The 16560-nt window shown below is 66.0% G+C and carries 16 protein-coding genes; 3 read left to right on the top strand and 13 right to left on the bottom strand.

Annotation, left to right across the window (positions count from 1 at the left end; genetic code table 11):
• Positions 1-132 precede the first annotated feature (132 nt).
• Together VE25_RS16440 and VE25_RS16435 are read left to right on the top strand one after the other, a co-directional pair.
• A complete protein-coding gene (locus VE25_RS16440) occupies positions 133-1014 on the top strand; it encodes a carbohydrate ABC transporter permease (protein ID WP_046109738.1) in 882 nt (293 codons plus the stop codon).
• The gene (locus tag VE25_RS16435) at positions 1011-1895 is read left to right on the top strand and encodes a carbohydrate ABC transporter permease (RefSeq protein WP_083989006.1); all 885 of its coding nucleotides are present in this window, start codon (positions 1011-1013) and stop codon (positions 1893-1895) included. Before VE25_RS16440 ends, VE25_RS16435 begins: the two co-directional genes overlap by 4 nt.
• A gap of 4 nt (positions 1896-1899) precedes the next feature.
• On the opposite strand, the gene VE25_RS16430 is transcribed toward VE25_RS16435, so the two are convergent.
• The 11 genes from VE25_RS16430 to VE25_RS16380 all read right to left on the bottom strand — a co-directional run bounded on the left by VE25_RS16430 (position 1900) and on the right by VE25_RS16380 (position 11790).
• The gene (locus VE25_RS16430; protein ID WP_046109737.1) at positions 1900-3798 is read right to left on the bottom strand and encodes an ABCB family ABC transporter ATP-binding protein/permease; all 1899 of its coding nucleotides are present in this window, start codon (positions 3796-3798) and stop codon (positions 1900-1902) included.
• Positions 3798-4118 carry an ArsR/SmtB family transcription factor gene (locus tag VE25_RS16425; protein WP_046109736.1) on the bottom strand — a complete coding sequence of 107 codons (321 nt, stop codon included), beginning with the start codon at positions 4116-4118 and terminating at the stop codon, positions 3798-3800. The genes VE25_RS16430 and VE25_RS16425 overlap by 1 nt, the downstream gene beginning before the upstream one ends.
• Positions 4119-4240: 122 nt before the next feature.
• Positions 4241-5755, bottom strand: coding sequence for a LysM peptidoglycan-binding domain-containing protein (locus VE25_RS16420; protein ID WP_046109735.1), 1515 nt, complete (start codon positions 5753-5755; stop codon positions 4241-4243).
• 109 nt (positions 5756-5864) lie between these two features.
• Entirely contained in the window at positions 5865-7475 is a 1611-nt protein-coding gene (gene cimA / locus VE25_RS16415; protein ID WP_046109734.1) for a citramalate synthase, read from the bottom strand.
• Between the two features lie 8 nt (positions 7476-7483).
• Entirely contained in the window at positions 7484-7969 is a 486-nt protein-coding gene (locus tag VE25_RS16410; protein ID WP_046109733.1) for a GFA family protein, read from the bottom strand.
• Positions 7966-8436, bottom strand: a complete 471-nt coding sequence (locus VE25_RS16405) for a GFA family protein (RefSeq protein ID WP_046109732.1) — start codon at positions 8434-8436, stop codon at positions 7966-7968. The genes VE25_RS16410 and VE25_RS16405 overlap by 4 nt, the downstream gene beginning before the upstream one ends.
• On the bottom strand, positions 8433-8921 hold the full coding sequence (locus tag VE25_RS16400) for a GFA family protein (RefSeq protein ID WP_046109731.1): 489 nt from the start codon (positions 8919-8921) through the stop codon (positions 8433-8435). Before VE25_RS16400 ends, VE25_RS16405 begins: the two co-directional genes overlap by 4 nt.
• Positions 8918-9406 (bottom strand): GFA family protein, encoded by a 489-nt coding sequence (locus VE25_RS16395; RefSeq protein WP_046109730.1) that lies wholly within the window; start codon positions 9404-9406, stop codon positions 8918-8920. The genes VE25_RS16400 and VE25_RS16395 overlap by 4 nt, the downstream gene beginning before the upstream one ends.
• Positions 9393-9767, bottom strand: a complete 375-nt coding sequence (locus VE25_RS16390; protein WP_046109740.1) for a VOC family protein — start codon at positions 9765-9767, stop codon at positions 9393-9395. Before VE25_RS16390 ends, VE25_RS16395 begins: the two co-directional genes overlap by 14 nt.
• Positions 9768-9769: 2 nt before the next feature.
• Entirely contained in the window at positions 9770-11191 is a 1422-nt protein-coding gene (gene cysS, locus VE25_RS16385) for a cysteine--tRNA ligase (RefSeq protein ID WP_046109729.1), read from the bottom strand.
• A gap of 182 nt (positions 11192-11373) precedes the next feature.
• Complete coding sequence (locus VE25_RS16380; RefSeq protein ID WP_046109728.1) at positions 11374-11790, bottom strand: hypothetical protein; 417 nt, start codon at positions 11788-11790, stop codon at positions 11374-11376.
• Between the two features lie 174 nt (positions 11791-11964).
• On the opposite strand from VE25_RS16380, the gene VE25_RS16375 reads away from it, so the two are divergent.
• The gene (locus VE25_RS16375) at positions 11965-13098 is read left to right on the top strand and encodes a DUF2865 domain-containing protein (protein ID WP_046109727.1); all 1134 of its coding nucleotides are present in this window, start codon (positions 11965-11967) and stop codon (positions 13096-13098) included.
• On the opposite strand, the gene gltX is transcribed toward VE25_RS16375, so the two are convergent.
• Positions 13022-14371: a glutamate--tRNA ligase gene (gltX, locus tag VE25_RS16370; protein ID WP_046109726.1), complete on the bottom strand. Its 1350-nt coding sequence runs from the start codon at positions 14369-14371 to the stop codon at positions 13022-13024. The two genes, VE25_RS16375 and gltX, sit on opposite strands and share 77 nt — an antisense overlap.
• Positions 14368-16065 carry an NAD+ synthase gene (locus VE25_RS16365; RefSeq protein ID WP_152664649.1) on the bottom strand — a complete coding sequence of 566 codons (1698 nt, stop codon included), beginning with the start codon at positions 16063-16065 and terminating at the stop codon, positions 14368-14370. The genes gltX and VE25_RS16365 overlap by 4 nt, the downstream gene beginning before the upstream one ends.
• Between the last annotated feature and the right edge of the window lie 495 nt (positions 16066-16560).

Genomic DNA, 16560 nt, shown 5'->3' with positions numbered 1-16560 from the left:
GGGTCCATCGGTGACCTACTGCCCCCCACCCTCAATCCCTCCCCTCAAGGGGGAGGGAGGCGATGGAGCCGCCGATTCCGATCGAGTCCCCTCAAGGGGAGGGGAGACCGAGGTTTTTCGGGAGACAAGATCATGCTCCGGGACAAACGAAGCGAATATCTGACGGCGCTGGTCCTGGTCGGACCGTTCGTCCTCATCTACGGCGTGCTTTTCGTGTGGCCGACGATCCAGATGGTGATGCTGAGCTTCACCGACGCGCCGCTGATCGGACCCGGCGACTGGGTGGGCTGGGACAACTACGTCGAGATTCTCACCCACAGGCTGTTTCACACCGCGTTCTGGAACACGGCCTATTTCGTGCTCCTGACCGTGGTTCCCAACACGCTGATCTCGCTCCTCATCGCCCTGGCGGTGAGCCGGCTCAACGGGTGGGTGCAGGGCTTCGTGCTTGCCTGCTTCTTCCTGCCCTACATCCTCCCGGTCTCGGTCGTGTTCCTCACCTGGAACTGGATCATCGACGTTCAGTACGGGCTGGTGCAGGGCGTGGTGAGTCTCTTCAACGGCGGCGAGCCGAGATCGCTGACGCGCACGATCCCCCTGTTCATGCCGACGGTGGCGTTCGTCACCATCTGGTGGACGATGGGCTTCAACATCCTGCTGTTCCTTGCGGGCCTGCGGAACATTTCGCCCGAAATCTACGAGGCGGCGCAGCTCGACAGCGCCAGCCGCTGGCGGCAGTTCACCCGCATCACCTGGCCGCTGATCTGGCCGGTGACGGCCCTGGTGCTGACCATCCAGCTGATCGCGCAGCTCAAGATCTTCGACCAGGTGTACCTCTTCTCGATCGGCGGGCGGCAGGACGCGACGATCGTCCTCGTCCAGTACGTCTACAAGCTCGCCTTCCAGCAGAACAAGGGCGGCGAGGCGGCGACGGCCGCGGTGCTGCTGTTCGCCATGATCATCATCCTCAGCGTGCTGCAATACCAGCTGCTCAGAGCAAGAGGTCAGAAATGAGCGCCGACGCCATTCCCAGCAGCGGGGCCATTGCCGCCGAACCCAGCCGGCGCGACCGCTCGCTCGATATCGTCGGCATCGTATTGAGCGTCATCACGCTCATCGCGGCGCTGGTCTCGTTCTTCCCGATCTACTGGGCGATCATCACCTCGATCAAGCCGGACGGCGAGGTGATCTCGGGCAGCAATACGCTCTGGCCCAACCGGATCACCTTCGACAGCTACGTCCACATCTGGAACAACACCAACATCGCCATCTGGTATGTGAACTCGATGGTGACGTCGCTCATCATCACCGCCGCGGTCATCGTCAGCTCGGCCGGTTGTGCCTTCGCCCTCAGCCAGCTCGACTTTCCGGGGCGGCGGCTGATCTACATCCTGATCCTGGCATGCTTCATGGTGCCGATGCAGGCGCTGATCGTGAACCACTTCGTGCTGATGGCGCAGTTCAAGCTCCTCAACACCTGGGCCGGCATCATCCTGCCGCAGCTCATCGTCCCGGTAGTGATCATCGTCTATAAGCAGTTCTTCGACAGCGTGCCCAAGGAGTTCCGCGAGGCGGCGATGATGGACTCGGCCGGGTACTTCAAGATCCTCTTCCGCATCTACCTGCCGATGAACTGGGGGGTGACGGCAGCCTTGGCCATCATCACCTTCATCGGCGCGTGGAACGCGTTCCTCTGGCCGTTCCTGGCCGCCACCGGCGAAGCGACGATGACGGTGCCGGTGGGCATCACCCAGGTGAAGGACGCCTATGGCATCGTCTACGGCAAGCTGATGGCTTCCGCTGTCGTGGCGGGCCTGCCGGTCGCCATCGTCTATCTCATCTTCCAGCGGCGGGTGACGCAGGCGATCATGCTGTCAGCGGGCGTCAAAGGGTGAAGCCCTACTCCGCGGCGGCAACGCCGCGGCGCACGAAGCCGTCGGGATCGTCCTCGGCGGCGCGGCGGAGCTGTTCCTCGGCCTCGCTCGCTTCGCGCTGGCGGCTCCACATCTGGGCGTAAAGGCCGCCCAGGGTCAGAAGGTCCTCGTGGCGGCCGCGCTCGGCGATCTGCCCGTCGCGCAGCACCAGGATCTCGTCGGCGTTGACGACGGTCGAGAGGCGATGGGCGATGACGACGGTGGTGCGGTTGGCCGCGACCGTATCGAGCGCCGACTGGATGTCGCGCTCGGTCTTGGTGTCGAGGGCAGAGGTCGCCTCGTCTAGGATGAGGATCGCCGGGGACTTGAGGATGGTGCGGGCGATGGCGACGCGCTGCTTTTCGCCGCCGGACAGCTTCAAGCCCCGCTCGCCCACCTCGGTCTCGTAGCCCTTGGGCAGGCTCTCGATGAAAGGACCGACCTGGGCCATGCGGGCGGCCTCGCGGATTTCCTCCTCGCTCGCGCCCGGGCGGCCATAGCCGATGTTGTAGGCGATAGTGTCGTTGAAGAGCACGGTATCCTGCGGAACCATGCCGATGGCGGCGCGCAGCGACGTCTGCGTCACGTCGCGCACGTCCTGCCCGTCGATGGTGATGCGCCCGCCGGTGACATCATAGAACCGGTAGAGGAGGCGCGAGATGGTCGACTTGCCGGCGCCCGAGGGGCCGACGACGGCGACGGTCTTGCCGGCGGGAACCTCGAAGTCGATGCCCTTGAGGATCGGCCGGTCCGGATCGTAGTGGAAGAAGACGTTCTCGAAGCGCACGACCGGGCCGGAGATGGCAATGGGCCTGGCGTCCGGCTTGTCCTCGATCTCTGGATTCTGGTCGAGGAGCTTGAACATCTCCTCGATGTCGGTGAGGCCCTGGCGGATCTCGCGGTAGACGAAGCCGATGAAATTGAGCGGCCGGTAGATCTGCATGAGGAAGGTGTTGAGCAGAACGAAATCGCCCAACGTCAGCGTGCCGCTCATCACGCCGTTGACGGCCATGACCGAAATGACGATGAGGCCGGCCCAGAAGATCAGGGCCTGGCCGAAGTTGAGGAAACCGAGGGACGTCCAGATGCGGATGGCCGAGCGTTCGTAACGCGCCATCGATCTGTCGAAGCGCTCGGCCTCCATCTGCTCGTTGGCGAAGTACTTGACCGTCTCGAAATTCAAAAGGCTGTCGATGGCCTTGGAGTTGGCATCGGTATCGCTGTCGTTCATGTCGCGACGGATGGCGATGCGCCAGTTGGAGGCCTTAATCGTGAAATAGAGATAGGCCCAGATGGTCACCACCAGGACGCCGAGATAGCTGATCCCGAACATCACGATGAAGACGACGGCGGTGATGAGGAACTCCACCAGCGTCGGCGCAGTGTTGAGCATCGTGAAGCGGACGATCGTCTCGATACCCTTGGTGCCGCGCTCGATGACGCGGCTGAGACCGCCGGTGCGCCGCGCCAGATGGAAGCGCAGCGACAGCCGGTGCATGTGCTGGAAGGTCTGGTAGGCGAGTTTTCGGACCGCATGCTGGCCGACGCTGGCAAAGAGAACGTCGCGCAGCTGCTGGAAGCCGGCATCGATGATGTTGCCGATGCCGTAGGCGATGACGAAAACAATCGGCACGGCGAGGCCGAGGACGAGGGCATTCTCCGGCGTCGTGCCGTCGAGGGCGTCAATGACGCCCTTGTAGGCGAAGGGAATGAGCGTGGTGGCGGCCTTGGAAACCAGCAGCGCGCCGATGGCGAGCACCACGCGCATCTTGAGGTCCGGCCGGGAGGCCGGCCACATATAGCCCCAGAGATTGCGCACGGTTGCGAGGAGCGAGCCCTCTTCGGCGCTCACGGTCGGGCGGGTCTGCCCGTTGTCTGTAGTCATCAGGCTGGTTCCGTTTCGTTCCTGCGGACGCTCGCCGTCAGCCCCGACATCAGGCCGTCATAGGCGGCGCTGATCGCGTCGAGACGGTCATACCTCGGCAGGTAGCAGTTCTTGGTGCCCTTGGGATGGCACTCGATGAGGCCGGCCTCGAGCAGCACCTTGATGTGTTGCGAGACCGTGGACTGGGCGAGCGGCAAGCACTCGGTGAGGTGCGCGCAGCAGCACTGCTCCCGCTGTTGCGAGGCCAGGATACGCAGGATGGAAAGGCGCACCGGATGCCCGAGCGCCCGCATGGCGGCGGCGAGATCGTCGTCTTGCATGGGTTTGCTGCATTGATCGTTAATTTACGATAGAAGACGGAGGCGCGGCGCGCAAGGCAAAAGCGGCCTGCATCCGACAATTCGGACGCAGGCCGGAAAACTTCAACCCGGTTTTACCTGGCCTAGTTGGCTTCCGGAAGATCGAACACCTGGCCGGGATAGATCCAGTCCGGATCGCGGATCTGGCCGGTGTTGGCCTCGTAGATCGTCGTGTAGCGGATGCCCTCGCCGTAGACGCGACGCGCGATGGTCCAGAGGTTGTCGCCGCGCCGGATGATGGCCCGACCGGAGGCAAAGCGCTGCAGCTCGGGATCGCCTACGGGTTCGGCAACGAGGGTGGGCACTTCGGTCTCGGCGACGGCAGTGGGCTCTTCGGGCTGTACGGCTGCCGGGGCCGATCCTTCGGCGGACTGTTGGTGAGCGGCAGCGGCAGCAGGCTCCGCCGCCGACGCAGGCGCGGCTTCCGATTCAGTCGGGGTTGCAGGCTCGTCCGAAGCCGGGGCTTCCGGCTCGGGAGCTTCGGCGACCGCGACCGGGGCTTGTGGCACCTCGACGCGGAAATTGACTTCGGCGCGCGAAATCACCTCGGCGGAGCCCGGGGCGAGAAGATCGGCGCGCACGACGTGCTCAGGTCCGGGCAGGATATCACCGCCCTCCACGAGCCAGCGACCGCCCTCGACCACCACATCGGCGACGAAGGCGTCGTCCACATAGAGCCGGATGGTCGCGCCGTTCGGGCCCGCACCGGCAAAGAACGTGCGGTCGCCGTCGATTTCGATGGCATCGACCGACGGCGGTGCGGCGGCGAGGCTCGGCTCGGGCGTGGCTGGCGCGGGAGCGGTTGGCGCGGGCTCGGCGACCGCTGCTGTCTCGGTCGCCTCACTCGCCGGCGCCTCAGATACATCCGCCTCGGCGGGAACGGTTTCCGGAGTAGCCGGGAGATCGGCGACCTCGGCAGCGGCATCTTGAGGCCCGGCAGCGGCAGGTTCGTCGTCCGACTGGGATACCGTCTGCTCGGCGGGCTCGTCCGTATCCGACGCCGTAGGTTCGGGAGCAGCAGCATCGGCAGGCGCGGAAGCAACGATCGTCGGATCCGGCCGCTCGAGGCCCTGGAGGACCTCGCTCGCCTTGCCCGGCTCGCTGGCAACGACCAGCGGCTGCTCGTCGCGCTCAGGATCGATGACGACGACGAAGGATTGGGGGGCGCGGCCTTCCTTGCCGGCTTCGGCGAGGGTGATCTCGCTGCCGCCGGGCGGGATCGGCGTCTCGGGCACGAGCACCCAGTCGCCGCTCGGCTCGACCGTCGCGCGCCCGATCAGCTCGTCGTTGGAATAGACCTCGACCTCGCTGCCGGGCTCGCCGCTGCCGGCGATGACGACGGAGCCATCCGGCTCGGCGCGCAGGAGCCCGAACGTGGCGGCGACGACGTCGGTTTCCGGCGCGTCATCAGCAGCGGGTTCGGGCGCCGGCGTCGGCTCGGATGGTGCAGCCTCGGAAACGGCTTGCGCCGGAGCGGAGGGCGCCGCGGGCGCCGGCACCAAGCCGGCATCGGCCATCTTGCCGCGCAGGCACACGCCCATGCCGTCAGGACTGTTGAAGCAGTTGACCACCGAGGGGCCGGTAAGGACCCCGATCACAACCGCGAGTGTTACAGCCGCCGCTCCGATGGTGAGGGCAAGTGGTCTATTGGGAGCGGTCTCGGCCAGTTTTCCCTCCTCGTGCCGGCATCCTGCCAGCAGATGATCGCTATGCCGCCGTCGTCGCCCGTGCCGCTTCGGCCTTCAACAGCTTGTATGTGAACGACTCATACAGCGCCTCAAAAGACGCATCAATGATATTGGGGGAGACGCCGATGGTGTACCAGCGCTCGCCGGTGTCGTCCCTGCTCTCGACCAGTACACGGGTGACCGCGCCCGTGCCGCCGTCGAGGATACGCACCTTGAAGTCGACGAGCTCGAGGTCGCCGATCTCGGCCGAGTACTTGCCGAGGTCCTTGCGCATGGCAAGGTCGAGCGCGTTGACCGGCCCGTTGCCTTCGGCCACCGACATCAGCAGGTCCTCGCCGACGCGGATCTTGACCACCGCCTCGGTGACCGTCACCAGGTCGCCGCGGGCGTTGTGGCGGCGCTCGACGCTGGCGCGGTAGCTCTCGACCGCGAAGAATTCCGGCAGCGTTCCCAAGACGTTGCGGGCGAGGATAACGAACGAGGCCTCGGCCCCGTCGTAGGAATAGCCGCGCGCCTCGCGCTCCTTGACGGTGGCGAGGAGCTTTTCGAGGCGCGGATCGTCCTTGGCGACGGCGATGCCGTGGCGGGCGAGCGCGGTGACGAGATTGGACTTGCCGGCCTGCTGACTGACCATGACCGAGCGCTCGTTGCCGACGCTTTCGGGCGGCACGTGCTCGTAGGTCGAGGAATCCTTGGCGAGGGCCGAGGCGTGGATGCCGGCTTTGGTGGCGAAAGCCGAGGCGCCGACATAGGGCGCCTGGCGCGCCGGAGCGCGGTTCAGCCGGTCATCAAAAGCGCGCGAGATGTGGGTCAGACGCTCGAGGCGAGTCGCATCGATGCCGGTTTCGAATCGCTGCGCGAAATGGGGCTTGAGGACCAGCGTCGGGATGAGGGTGACGAGGTTGGCGTTGCCGCAGCGCTCGCCGATGCCGTTGAGGGTGCCCTGCACCTGGCGCACGCCCGCTTCGACGGCGGCGAGGGAATTGGCGACGGCCTGGCCGGTGTCGTCATGGGCATGGATGCCGAGCCGGTCGCCAGGCACGACGGCCAGCACCTCCTTGACGATCGCGCCGACCTCGGAGGGCATGGTGCCGCCATTGGTGTCGCAGAGCACCACCCAGCGGGCGCCGGCGGCGATGGCGGTCTCGGCGCAGGCGAGCGCATAGGCGTGGTTGGCCTTGAAGCCGTCGAAGAAGTGCTCGAGGTCGATCAGCACCTCCTTGCCGGCCTTGGCTGCGACGCGCACCGTATCGGCGAGGCCTTCGAGATGCTCATCAGTGGTCGAACCCAGCGCGAGCTCCACCTGGTAGTCCCAGGCCTTGGCGACGAAGCAGGCCGCGTCCGCCTTGCTGTTGACGATGGCCTGAACGCCCGGATCGTTGGCAGCCGAGCGCCCTGCCCGCTTGGTCATGCCGAAGGCGGTGAAGGTCGCCTTCCTCGTGCGGCGGTCGGCAAAGAACTCGGTATCGACCGGATTGGCGCCGGGGTAGCCGCCCTCGACATAGTCGACGCCAAGCTGCTCGAGGAGCGCCGCGATCGAGATCTTGTCCTCGAGCGAGAACTCGATGCCGGCGGTCTGTGCGCCGTCGCGAAGCGTCGTATCGAAGAGGTAGAGGCGATCCTTGGACATTGGGTTACTCAACTGTGCGGCGGCCAGACGGCCGTGTCGTGGTCCGGGTGCTGATGGTTGGTGCTGCCAATGCGGCGGCGCATCTCGGGATTGTCGGCGTAGGTCGGGCGATCGCCGGGAAGCTGCGTCAGTCCGGAATACCAGGAGACGCGGCTTTCGTTGCCATACTGGATCACCGGAGGCGCCCTGTCGGGCTCGTCGAGGGTGCCGACGAGGACACCGATATCATCGGCATCGGGATACTCGAAGAGCAGCGGTGTTCCGCAGGCGCTGCAGAAGCCGCGACGGCCCACGTCGGAGCTGCTGAAATAGCTGAGCTTGCCGCGGGTGACCCGAAACGCTGTCTTCATCACCGGGCAGATGATCGCGAACGGACCGCCGACCGCCTTCTGGCACATGCGGCAATGACAGACATGAACGTTCTGCGGCTGCTGGTCGAGCGCGTAACGCACGGCCCCGCATTGGCAGCCACCGGTGAGGACGGGCGTGCTCACGACGAGACATCCGTATCAAGGTCTGGGTGCTGGCGGTTGCTCGCCGCGATGGCTGCCGCCCACTCGGGATCGTCGGAGCCCGTGTCGCCGGTATCAGGCAGACCGGGCAAGGCGTGGAAGAAGGATACGCGGCCCTGCATGCCGTCCTGGGTCTTGGGCGGGAACAGCTCGGGATTGTCCAGCGAGCCGAGGGTCAGGGTGACGTGGGTTCCGGTGACATCCTCATAGAAGAGAGGCGTCCCGCAATTGGCGCAGAAACCACGATCGACGTGCTCCGAGCTGCGAAACCGGGCGGGCGAACCCCGGGTCCATGTGAGCTTGCCGCGCGGCACGGAGATCAGGGCCGCGAAATAGTTGCCGACGGCCTTCTGGCACATGCGGCAATGGCAGATATGCGGATTGTCCGCAAACTCGGCGGCATGGTAGCGCACCGCGCCGCACTGGCAGCCGCCCGAAGCCTCCGTCATCGCTCCCTCTCCACTGGCCAGACATCCGTATCGTGATCCGGATGCTGATGATTGCTCGCCTTGATGGCGGCGGCATCTTCCGGATCGCCCTCTTCGGTCGTGCCGTAGTCCATGAGGTCGGCGAGCTGGTCGACCTGCGGCAGGCGCCCTTCCATGCCGAGCTGGAAGCGCAACGGGATCTTCTCGGGGTGGTCGAACGAGCCGATGGTCATCGAGATGTGGACGTTCCCATCGAGCTTGAAGAAGAGCGGCGTGCCGCATTGTGGGCAGAAGCCGCGCTCGACATGCTCGGAACTGCGGAAGACGCCGGGCGTGCCGCGCGTCCAGGTGAAATCCTCGTGCGGCACGCCGACCAGCGCCATGAAGAAGTTGCCCGCCGCCTTCTGGCACATGCGGCAGTGGCAAACGTGCGGGTTGTCTTTCAACGAGCGGGCCTGGTAGCGCACCGCGCCACACTGGCAGCCACCCGAAAGCACTTCGCTCATGCCTCGCCTCCCGGTTTCCAGGTTTCGGTGTCGTGGTCGGGGTGCTGGTTCGAATGCACGCCAGCCATGAAGCCCAGCCACTCATCGCTCGGATGATCGCGGACGGGCAGGCTGGTCAGCCCGTCGAAGAAGGGCAGCTTGTCGGTGAGGTTGACCTGGATGACGGGAGCGACCGCCGCCGGATCGTCGAAGGCGCCGATGGCGAGCTCCAGCCCGTATTTGGTCTCGTAGGCCAACGGCGTGCCGCACTCGCCGCAGAAGGCGCGGCGGGCAACGTTCGAGCTCTGGAACCACTTAGGCTTGCCGCGGGTCCAGGTGGCATCATGGGCGGTGACCAGCGGACCGAAGAAGCCGCCGAACGCCTTCTGGCACATGCGGCAGTGGCAGATGGAGGGCCGCCCGAGGAGCCGAGCGTGAAAGCGCACGGCTCCGCACTGGCAGCCGCCGGAAAGGCCCCTGCGTTCGCTCCGCTCATTCCGGCTCATGGCATACCGCCTCGATGTTATGGCCGTCGGGATCGAGCACGAAGGCGCCGTAGTAGTTCGGGTGGTAGTGGGCGCGGATGCCCGGGGCGCCGTTGTCGCGCCCGCCAACGCTGAGGCCGACCGAGTGGAAGGCGGCGACCTGCGCGCGGCTCGCGGCGGTGAACGCCACATGCGTTTCGCCTCGTCCCACCCGCCCACTGGCGATCCAGAACGTCGGACGTTCCCGGCCGAAACCGGCCACGCGACCGTCGCTGAAGGTATAGTCGGCGAGCAACTCGATATTTAGAGTTCCAAGAGCCTCTTTGTAGAAGGTCTTGGACCGCTCGAAATCGCTGACCCTTACGCCAACATGGTCCAGTATGTTCACCGTTTTACCTCCCATTTGGTGCGCCGCTCCCCGATCTCAGGATCCTTGTAGTCGAGGAGCGCTATACCCTCCTCAGCAAGCTCGGCCCGGATCTTGTCGGCGGTCGCAAAATCCTTGGCGGCGAGGGCGGACAAACGGGCGGCGATGCGGGCCTCTACGTCTTGGGTGGCGACACCTTCGCCCGAGAACCACTGCGTTGCGGTGCTGCCCAGAAGCCCCAGAAGACCGGCGCTGGCCTTGAGAGAGCGTTTGGCTGCCTCGCTGCCCTTGGCCGCCTCGACACGGAGAGCGTGCAATGCGCCCACAGCCACCGGCGTATTGAGGTCGTCGACGAGAGCCTCGAGCGCATCCGCACACAGCAGTCCGCCATCGGGCGAGATGTCGCCGACGGCGCGGTACCAGCCGTCGAGCAGGGTCTCGGCCTCCTCAAGCCTCTTCACGGAAAAATCGATCGGCTCGCGGTAGTGCGTCATGAGCATGGCGAGCCGCAGCACCTCGCCGGGCCATTTGCGGCCGCCGAACGTCTCGGTCGCCAAGAGGTCGTGGATGGTAACGAAGTTGCCGAGGCTTTTCGACATCTTCTGGCCTTCGACCTGCAGGAAGCCGTTGTGCATCCAGACCTGCGCCATCATCGGCGTGCCGTGGGCGCAGCGGGACTGGGCGATCTCGTTCTCGTGGTGGGGGAAGATGAGGTCGAGCCCGCCGCCGTGGATGTCGAAGACCTGCCCGAGGTAGCGCTCGCTCATGGCCGAGCACTCGATGTGCCAGCCGGGCCGACCGCGGCCCCAGGGGCTGTCCCAGCCGGGCTCGTTCTCGGAAGATAGCTTCCAGAGGACGAAATCGGCTGGATCGTGCTTGTGCGCCTCGACGGCGACCCGGGCGCCGGCGACGTTGTCCTCGAGGTTGCGGCCGGAGAGCTGGCCGTAGTCGGGCATCGAGGGGACGCTGAACAGCACCTCGCCGCCCGCCTCATAGGCATGGCCGCGCTGGATGAGGCTGCCGATAAGGGCAATCATCTCGGCAATGTTCTCGGTCGCGCGCGGCTGGACCGTCGGCTCGAGGCAGCCGAGGGCCTCGGCGTCGGCGAGGAACTGCGCCTCGGTCTTCTCGGTGACCTTGCGGATCGCCTCGTTCAGCGGCAGGCCCGGATAATCGCGCGCGGCGCGGGCGTTGATCTTGTCGTCGACGTCCGTGATGTTGCGCACATAAGTGACGTGCTCGGGCCCATAGACGTGGCGCAGCAGGCGGAAGAGCACGTCGAAGACGATGACGGGCCGCGCGTTGCCGATATGGGCGTAATCATAGACCGTCGGGCCGCACACATACATGCGCACATTGGCAGGATCGAGCGGAACGAACTCCGCTTTCTGGCGCGTCAGCGTGTTGTGGAGCCGCAATTGGGGCGTTCCCGAAGTCATCGAAGGTCCTGCCGAGCAGAGTTGCGCTGGCAGCGGGCTCTTCGTGTCGTCAATTCGGGGATGAAGGAAACCGCGCCGCCACCGTTGGTTAGCGGATAATGATGCAGCCGTTAATGCAGATCGTCGTCACGGTTTTCATGGGGCGCAGATTGAGCGCATCGCCCGGCAAAAATCAAGCCCGATCATTCGGGATCCGCCGGCGCCCGCGCGCCATCCTCGAAGCCCTCGATCAGGAGGCATGCCCCGACCGCCTGGCCGCCATAGGCCGAGAGCCGCCGATACTCGGGATTGGACGCCCTTTCGGCGGGCGTCAGTTCCCCCAGGAGATCGCGCGAGAGGGTCTCGATATCGGCGGGCGAAAGGTTGGCCTCGAAATCGGCGGCGAGGCAATCGCAGAGGCGTTCGAGGCCGTCGGGGTGGGTCTGGGTCATGCCCATGAGGGTGGCGCTGCGCGTGCAGGCGGCACGGAATTCCGACACCTGATCCTGCGCGTAAGGCGTGCCCGCGAGGCCGAAGAGCAGGCAAATAGCCCCGAGCCCGGCCAGCCGAACCCGCCGCGTTGCCGACCGGAAGTTGAACCGAGCCGTTGTCCACCGCATCGACGCTCAATAGCAAGCGGCAACGGTCGGGGCAAGCCGCCCACTGCGCGCCACCCGACCCGCCCCTGTGTGGTAGCATCGGTATGGTGTTGCGCTGTGGCCTTGCCTTCTCTTAAGGAGACGTAAACGGGGGCCAAGCCAATCTCGGCGAAGAGCGGAGGCCAGATCGCCAGCATGGGAAAGCTTTTCGCATCGGCGCTGCGACTGTCGACGGCGATTTTCATCGCCCTCGTCGTCGTTTGCGCCAACATTTCCCTGGCGCACGCGCAGTCGAGCTGCCGGCAATTGCAGGCCGCGCTCAACCAGCTCAACCGCAACCAGGACTTCCGCAACTACGAATCGGGCAATGGCCTGCTGCGGCAGCTGCGCGACCAGGTGCAGGCGGCCGAGAGCGCCTATGTGCGCAACGGTTGCAACGCGGACGCCAGGGCCGGACGCGTGCTGACCCCACAGTGCCAGGGGATCGCCCGCGAGGTGCTGCGCCTGCGCAACGACTTCTCGCAGGCCTCCTCGTCGGTGAACGCCGGAGGATCCGTCGCCCAGCAGCGCGAGGCGGTCCTGCAGGAAATGGCGCGCTTCGGCTGCGGAACCGACGAGGGCTCGAGCGCCACCTTCTCGCCGGACCGGCAGGCGCTGTTCGACCGCGTGTACGGGTCCAGCTCCGACCAGGGCTCACAGGTCGTCGAGAACCAGGGCGGCTGGAGTTCGGGCGGCTACCGCACGGTGCGCACGCTCTGCGTGCGCCTCACGGACGGCTATTTCTGGCCGATCAGCTATTCGACGCTGCAGGACTATGTGGGCCAGGATGCGGCGGCCTGCCAGCAGATGTGTCCGGGCACGCCCGTCGAGCTCTATTTCTACGACAACCCCGGCCAGGAGCCGGAGCAGATGCGCAACATGCTGGGCCAGCCCTACAGCAACATGCCCAATGCCTTCCGCTACAGGGAAGCTTTCGATACCGAGAGCAGCTGCAAGCCGCAGAACGCATCGGGCTCGTTCGCAACGGTCGAGGCGCCCAACGGGCAATCGCGCACGATCATCGACTATCAGGGCGCGACCTTCCCCCTGCCCCTGCGCGATCCGCGCCAGCGCGAGGCGGTGCCGGCGGTGGCCGTCGCGGCGGCGGACCCCGCGACCTATGTGGAGGTGCCGCTGCCCCGCCGCCGTCCCGCCGGCCCCGGCGAAGCGCCACAGGCGCAGCCGATCGAGAACGACAACCAGATGCGGCTGGTCAGGTTCGGGAACCGGACGGTGCGGGTAGTCGGTCCAGACACGCCTTACGCCCAAGCAACGGGAGCAGGGACTTAAGCTCAGGCCCGTCGTGGCGGCCAGTGAGCGCGAGGCGCAGCGGCAGGAAGAGCGCCTTGCCCTTGCGGCCGGTCGCGTCCTTGACGGCATTGGTCCAGGCGCTCCAGGTGGTCTCGTCCCAGGGCTCGGGCGGCAGGAGATCGCGGGCGACGGCGAGGAACTCGCGGTCCTCATCGGCAATGACGGGTTCGATCGGCCCGGTCACGACACGGGCCCATTCGGCGATCTGCGGAAAGCGCGTCAGGTTCTCGCGCAGCGCCAGCCACAGCTTTTCGTCGGCAAGGCCAAGCTCGGCGAGGCGCGGCTCCGCCGCCTCGTAGGGCATGGCGTGCAGCAGGCGGGCGTTGAGGGTTTCGAGCTCGGCCGGGTCGAAGCGGGCGGGGCCGTGGGAAATCATCGAAAGATCGAGGCGCCGGGCGAGCGCCTCGAGGCTCTCATAGGGCTCGACGGAAAGGCTGGTGCCGGTCAATACGGCGACGATGGCGACGGCAATGGCCTCGTAGCCCTCCTCGCGCAGCTCGGCCACGGAGAGGGAGCCGAGGCGCTTGGAGAGCCCCTCCCCTTCCGCGCCGGTGAGGAGATTGTGGTGGGCAAAGAACGGCACCTTGCCGCCCAGCGCCTCGATGATCTCGATCTGTGTACCGGTGTTGGAGACGTGGTCCTCGCCACGGATCACGTGGGTGATGCCGAGATCGATGTCGTCGACGACGGAGGGGAGCGTGTAGAGATAGGTGCCGTCCTCGCGCACCAGCACCGGATCGGACATGGAGGCGGTGTTGACCGTCTGCGGGCCGCGGATGAGGTCGTCGAAGTGCACCGGGCGGCCGTCAAGCTTGAAGCGCCAGTGCGGACGGCGGCCCTCGGCCTCTAGGCGGGCGCGATCCTCGGCGGTGAGGTTCAAGGCGGCGCGGTCGTAGATCGGCGGCTTGCCGAGAGCGCGGGCACGCTTGCGGCGGCGGTCGAGCTCGTCTTCGGTCTCGTAGCAGGGATAGAGCCGGCCGGCTTCGATCAGCCGGTCGCGGGCGGCGTCATAGAGCGCGGTGCGCTCGGACTGGCGGACGAGCCGGGTGGGCCGGATGCCGAGCCAGCCCAGATCCGCCTCGATGCCGTCGGCAGACTCGCGGGTCGAGCGGGCGAGATCGGTATCATCCATGCGCAGCACGTATTCGCCCGAACGCGCCAGCGCGAAAAGCCAGTTGAGCATGGCCGGACGGATATTGCCGATATGGAGCCGGCCCGTGGGGGACGGGGCGTAGCGGACGACCGGTGTCATGCGCCGGTCTCGTCGCGGTAGCCGTTGGTGATCGGATATTTGCGCCCGATGCCGAAGGCCTTTTGCGTCAGCTTGACGCCGGGGGCGGCCTGACGGCGCTTGTACTCGGCGATGTTGACCAGCTTTTCGATGCGCTTGACGAGGTCGCGATCAAAGCCCTTGGCGACGATCTCGGCCACCGACAGCTCCTGCTCGACCATGGCCTCGAGAATGGCGTCGAGGACAGGATAAGGCGGCAGGCTGTCCTGGTCGGTCTGGTTGGGGCGCAACTCGGCGCTCGGAGCCTTGTCGATGATTGCCTGCGGGATGATCTCGCCGGCAGGGCCGAGGCAATCGCCCGGCATGTTGGCGTTGCGCCAGCGGGCCAGGTGATAAACCTGCATCTTGAGCAAGTCCTTGAGCGGATTGAAGCCGCCGTTCATGTCGCCATAGATGGTGGCATAGCCGACGGCCATCTCCGACTTGTTGCCGGTGGTCAGCAGCATCGAGCCGAGCTTGTTGGAGACGGCCATCAGCATCACGCCGCGCATGCGCGACTGGATGTTCTCCTCGGCGATATCCATGGGGCGATTGCCGAAGATGGGCGCGAGCTCATGGAGGGCTTCGTCAACGGGATCGCCGATGGAGACGACGTCGTAGCGGATGCCGAGACGTTCGGCGCAGTCCTCGGCGTCGGTCCTGCTCTCCTCCGACGTATAGCGGTAGGGCAGCATGATGGCGTGGACATTCTCGGGCCCGAATGCGTCGACCGCCATGGCGGCGACCACGGCGCTGTCGATGCCGCCGGAAAGGCCGAGCACGACCTTGCCGAAGCCATTCTTGTGGACGTAATCGCGCAGGCCCAGCACGCAGGCGCGCCATGGGGCTTCATCGACTGAGGTCAGCTCCTCGACGCGGCCCTCGGCGCAGGCCCAGCCGTTCTCGCCATCGACCCAGTCGGTGACGAGAAAATCGGTCTCGAACGACTTGCCCTGGGCAACGAGCCTTCCGTTCGGCTCCATGGCGAAGGACGCGCCGTCGAAGACCAGCTCATCCTGTCCGCCGACCTGGTTGAGGTAGAGGAGCGGCACGCCGTCCTCGGCGAGGCGGGCGCGCACCAGGTCCTTGCGCACATGCTGCTTGTCGCGCCAGTAGGGCGAGCCGTTGGGGCAGAGAAGGATCTCGGCGCCCTTCTGCGCGAGATGCGAGCAGACCCAGGGGTGCCAGATGTCCTCGCAGATGGGGATGCCGATGGAGACGCCCTTGATGGTCACCGGCTCGGGCAGCGGGCCGGCGGTGAAATAGCGCTTTTCGTAAAAGACGTCGTCGTTGGGCAGCTCGCGCTTCAGGCGGGTGGCGACGATCTCGCCATTCTCGGCGACGATCACGGCGTTGCGCAGGGCCCCGTGCTCGTACCAGACGGTCGGCAAGACGAGGGTGACCTGCGTGCCTTTGGTCGCGGCGGCGAGCTCGTGGGCGGCGGCGATGGCGTCGGCGACGAATTGCGGCTTGAAGAGCAGGTCCTCGGGGAAATAGCCTGTGAGGAAGAGCTCGGAGAGCATCAGGAGATCGGCCTTGGCGGCGACGGCATCGGCCAATGCGCCACGGGCGAGCTCCAGATTGGCGCGCAGCGCACCCACCTTGGGATTGAGCTGGGCCATGGCAATACGAAGACGATCGGTCACGAAGCGGTCCGCCACAGGAAGGAAGCACATCTCCGGCGCGCCGGAAGCGCGCAAGACTTAGCCGCTTGGCCGATGGAGGGCAAGGCGGGGAACTGGGCAACTGGTTTCTCCTTCCGGCGGGCGCGACCATGCGCCGTCCGGAATGTGCTTCCGTCGGTCATCGTCCTTTCGGACACACGAATGCGGGGCGGCTTTCGCCTCCTTGATAATTTTAGATGGGAGGCAATTGCCGCCCCACACGCCGGGATTTGTGAGCCGTACACGAAGCATGCGGACGCTCGTTGATCCGCCGGTCCGTAACAGACACCCTGCCCGCCGGCGACCCGGCTGCCCCAACGCCCCCGCCCGACATCTCGTCAACGCCGCGTGTGCAACGGCGGGGTGCGAGGAAGAGGATAGTGCCAGCCGCAGGTGCGGGGATAAGTTTTTATTCTCGCGCCAGATCAATGGGTTGGGCACTGCCTCCCCTCCCCCTTGAGGTAGGGGTCGGGGGAAGTTTCGGTGGCTCCCTGACTCACCCCCTAT

Source organism: Devosia geojensis (assembly GCF_000969415.1).
Classification (GTDB): domain Bacteria; phylum Pseudomonadota; class Alphaproteobacteria; order Rhizobiales; family Devosiaceae; genus Devosia; species Devosia geojensis.
The sequence above is the reverse complement of the archived record's forward strand: the minus strand, read 5'-3'. Positions and strand labels throughout refer to the sequence as shown.

Bases quoted from the DNA above. Each gene is read 5' to 3' on its own strand.
- VE25_RS16365 (WP_152664649.1), bottom strand. From the start codon at position 16,065: ATGTGCTTCCTTCCTGTGGCGGACCGCTTCGTGACCGATCGTCTTCGT.
- VE25_RS16425 (WP_046109736.1), bottom strand. From the start codon at position 4,118: ATGCAAGACGACGATCTCGCCGCCGCCATGCGGGCGCTCGGGCATCCG.
- VE25_RS16380 (WP_046109728.1), bottom strand. From the start codon at position 11,790: ATGCGGTGGACAACGGCTCGGTTCAACTTCCGGTCGGCAACGCGGCGG.
- VE25_RS16435 (WP_083989006.1), top strand. From the start codon at position 1,011: ATGAGCGCCGACGCCATTCCCAGCAGCGGGGCCATTGCCGCCGAACCC.
- VE25_RS16375 (WP_046109727.1), top strand. From the start codon at position 11,965: ATGGGAAAGCTTTTCGCATCGGCGCTGCGACTGTCGACGGCGATTTTC.
- VE25_RS16430 (WP_046109737.1), bottom strand. From the start codon at position 3,798: ATGACTACAGACAACGGGCAGACCCGCCCGACCGTGAGCGCCGAAGAG.
- VE25_RS16405 (WP_046109732.1), bottom strand. From the start codon at position 8,436: ATGACGGAGGCTTCGGGCGGCTGCCAGTGCGGCGCGGTGCGCTACCAT.
- VE25_RS16395 (WP_046109730.1), bottom strand. From the start codon at position 9,406: ATGAGCCGGAATGAGCGGAGCGAACGCAGGGGCCTTTCCGGCGGCTGC.
- VE25_RS16440 (WP_046109738.1), top strand. From the start codon at position 133: ATGCTCCGGGACAAACGAAGCGAATATCTGACGGCGCTGGTCCTGGTC.
- gltX (WP_046109726.1), bottom strand. From the start codon at position 14,371: ATGACACCGGTCGTCCGCTACGCCCCGTCCCCCACGGGCCGGCTCCAT.
- cimA (WP_046109734.1), bottom strand. From the start codon at position 7,475: ATGTCCAAGGATCGCCTCTACCTCTTCGATACGACGCTTCGCGACGGC.
- VE25_RS16400 (WP_046109731.1), bottom strand. From the start codon at position 8,921: ATGAGCGAAGTGCTTTCGGGTGGCTGCCAGTGTGGCGCGGTGCGCTAC.
- cysS (WP_046109729.1), bottom strand. From the start codon at position 11,191: ATGACTTCGGGAACGCCCCAATTGCGGCTCCACAACACGCTGACGCGC.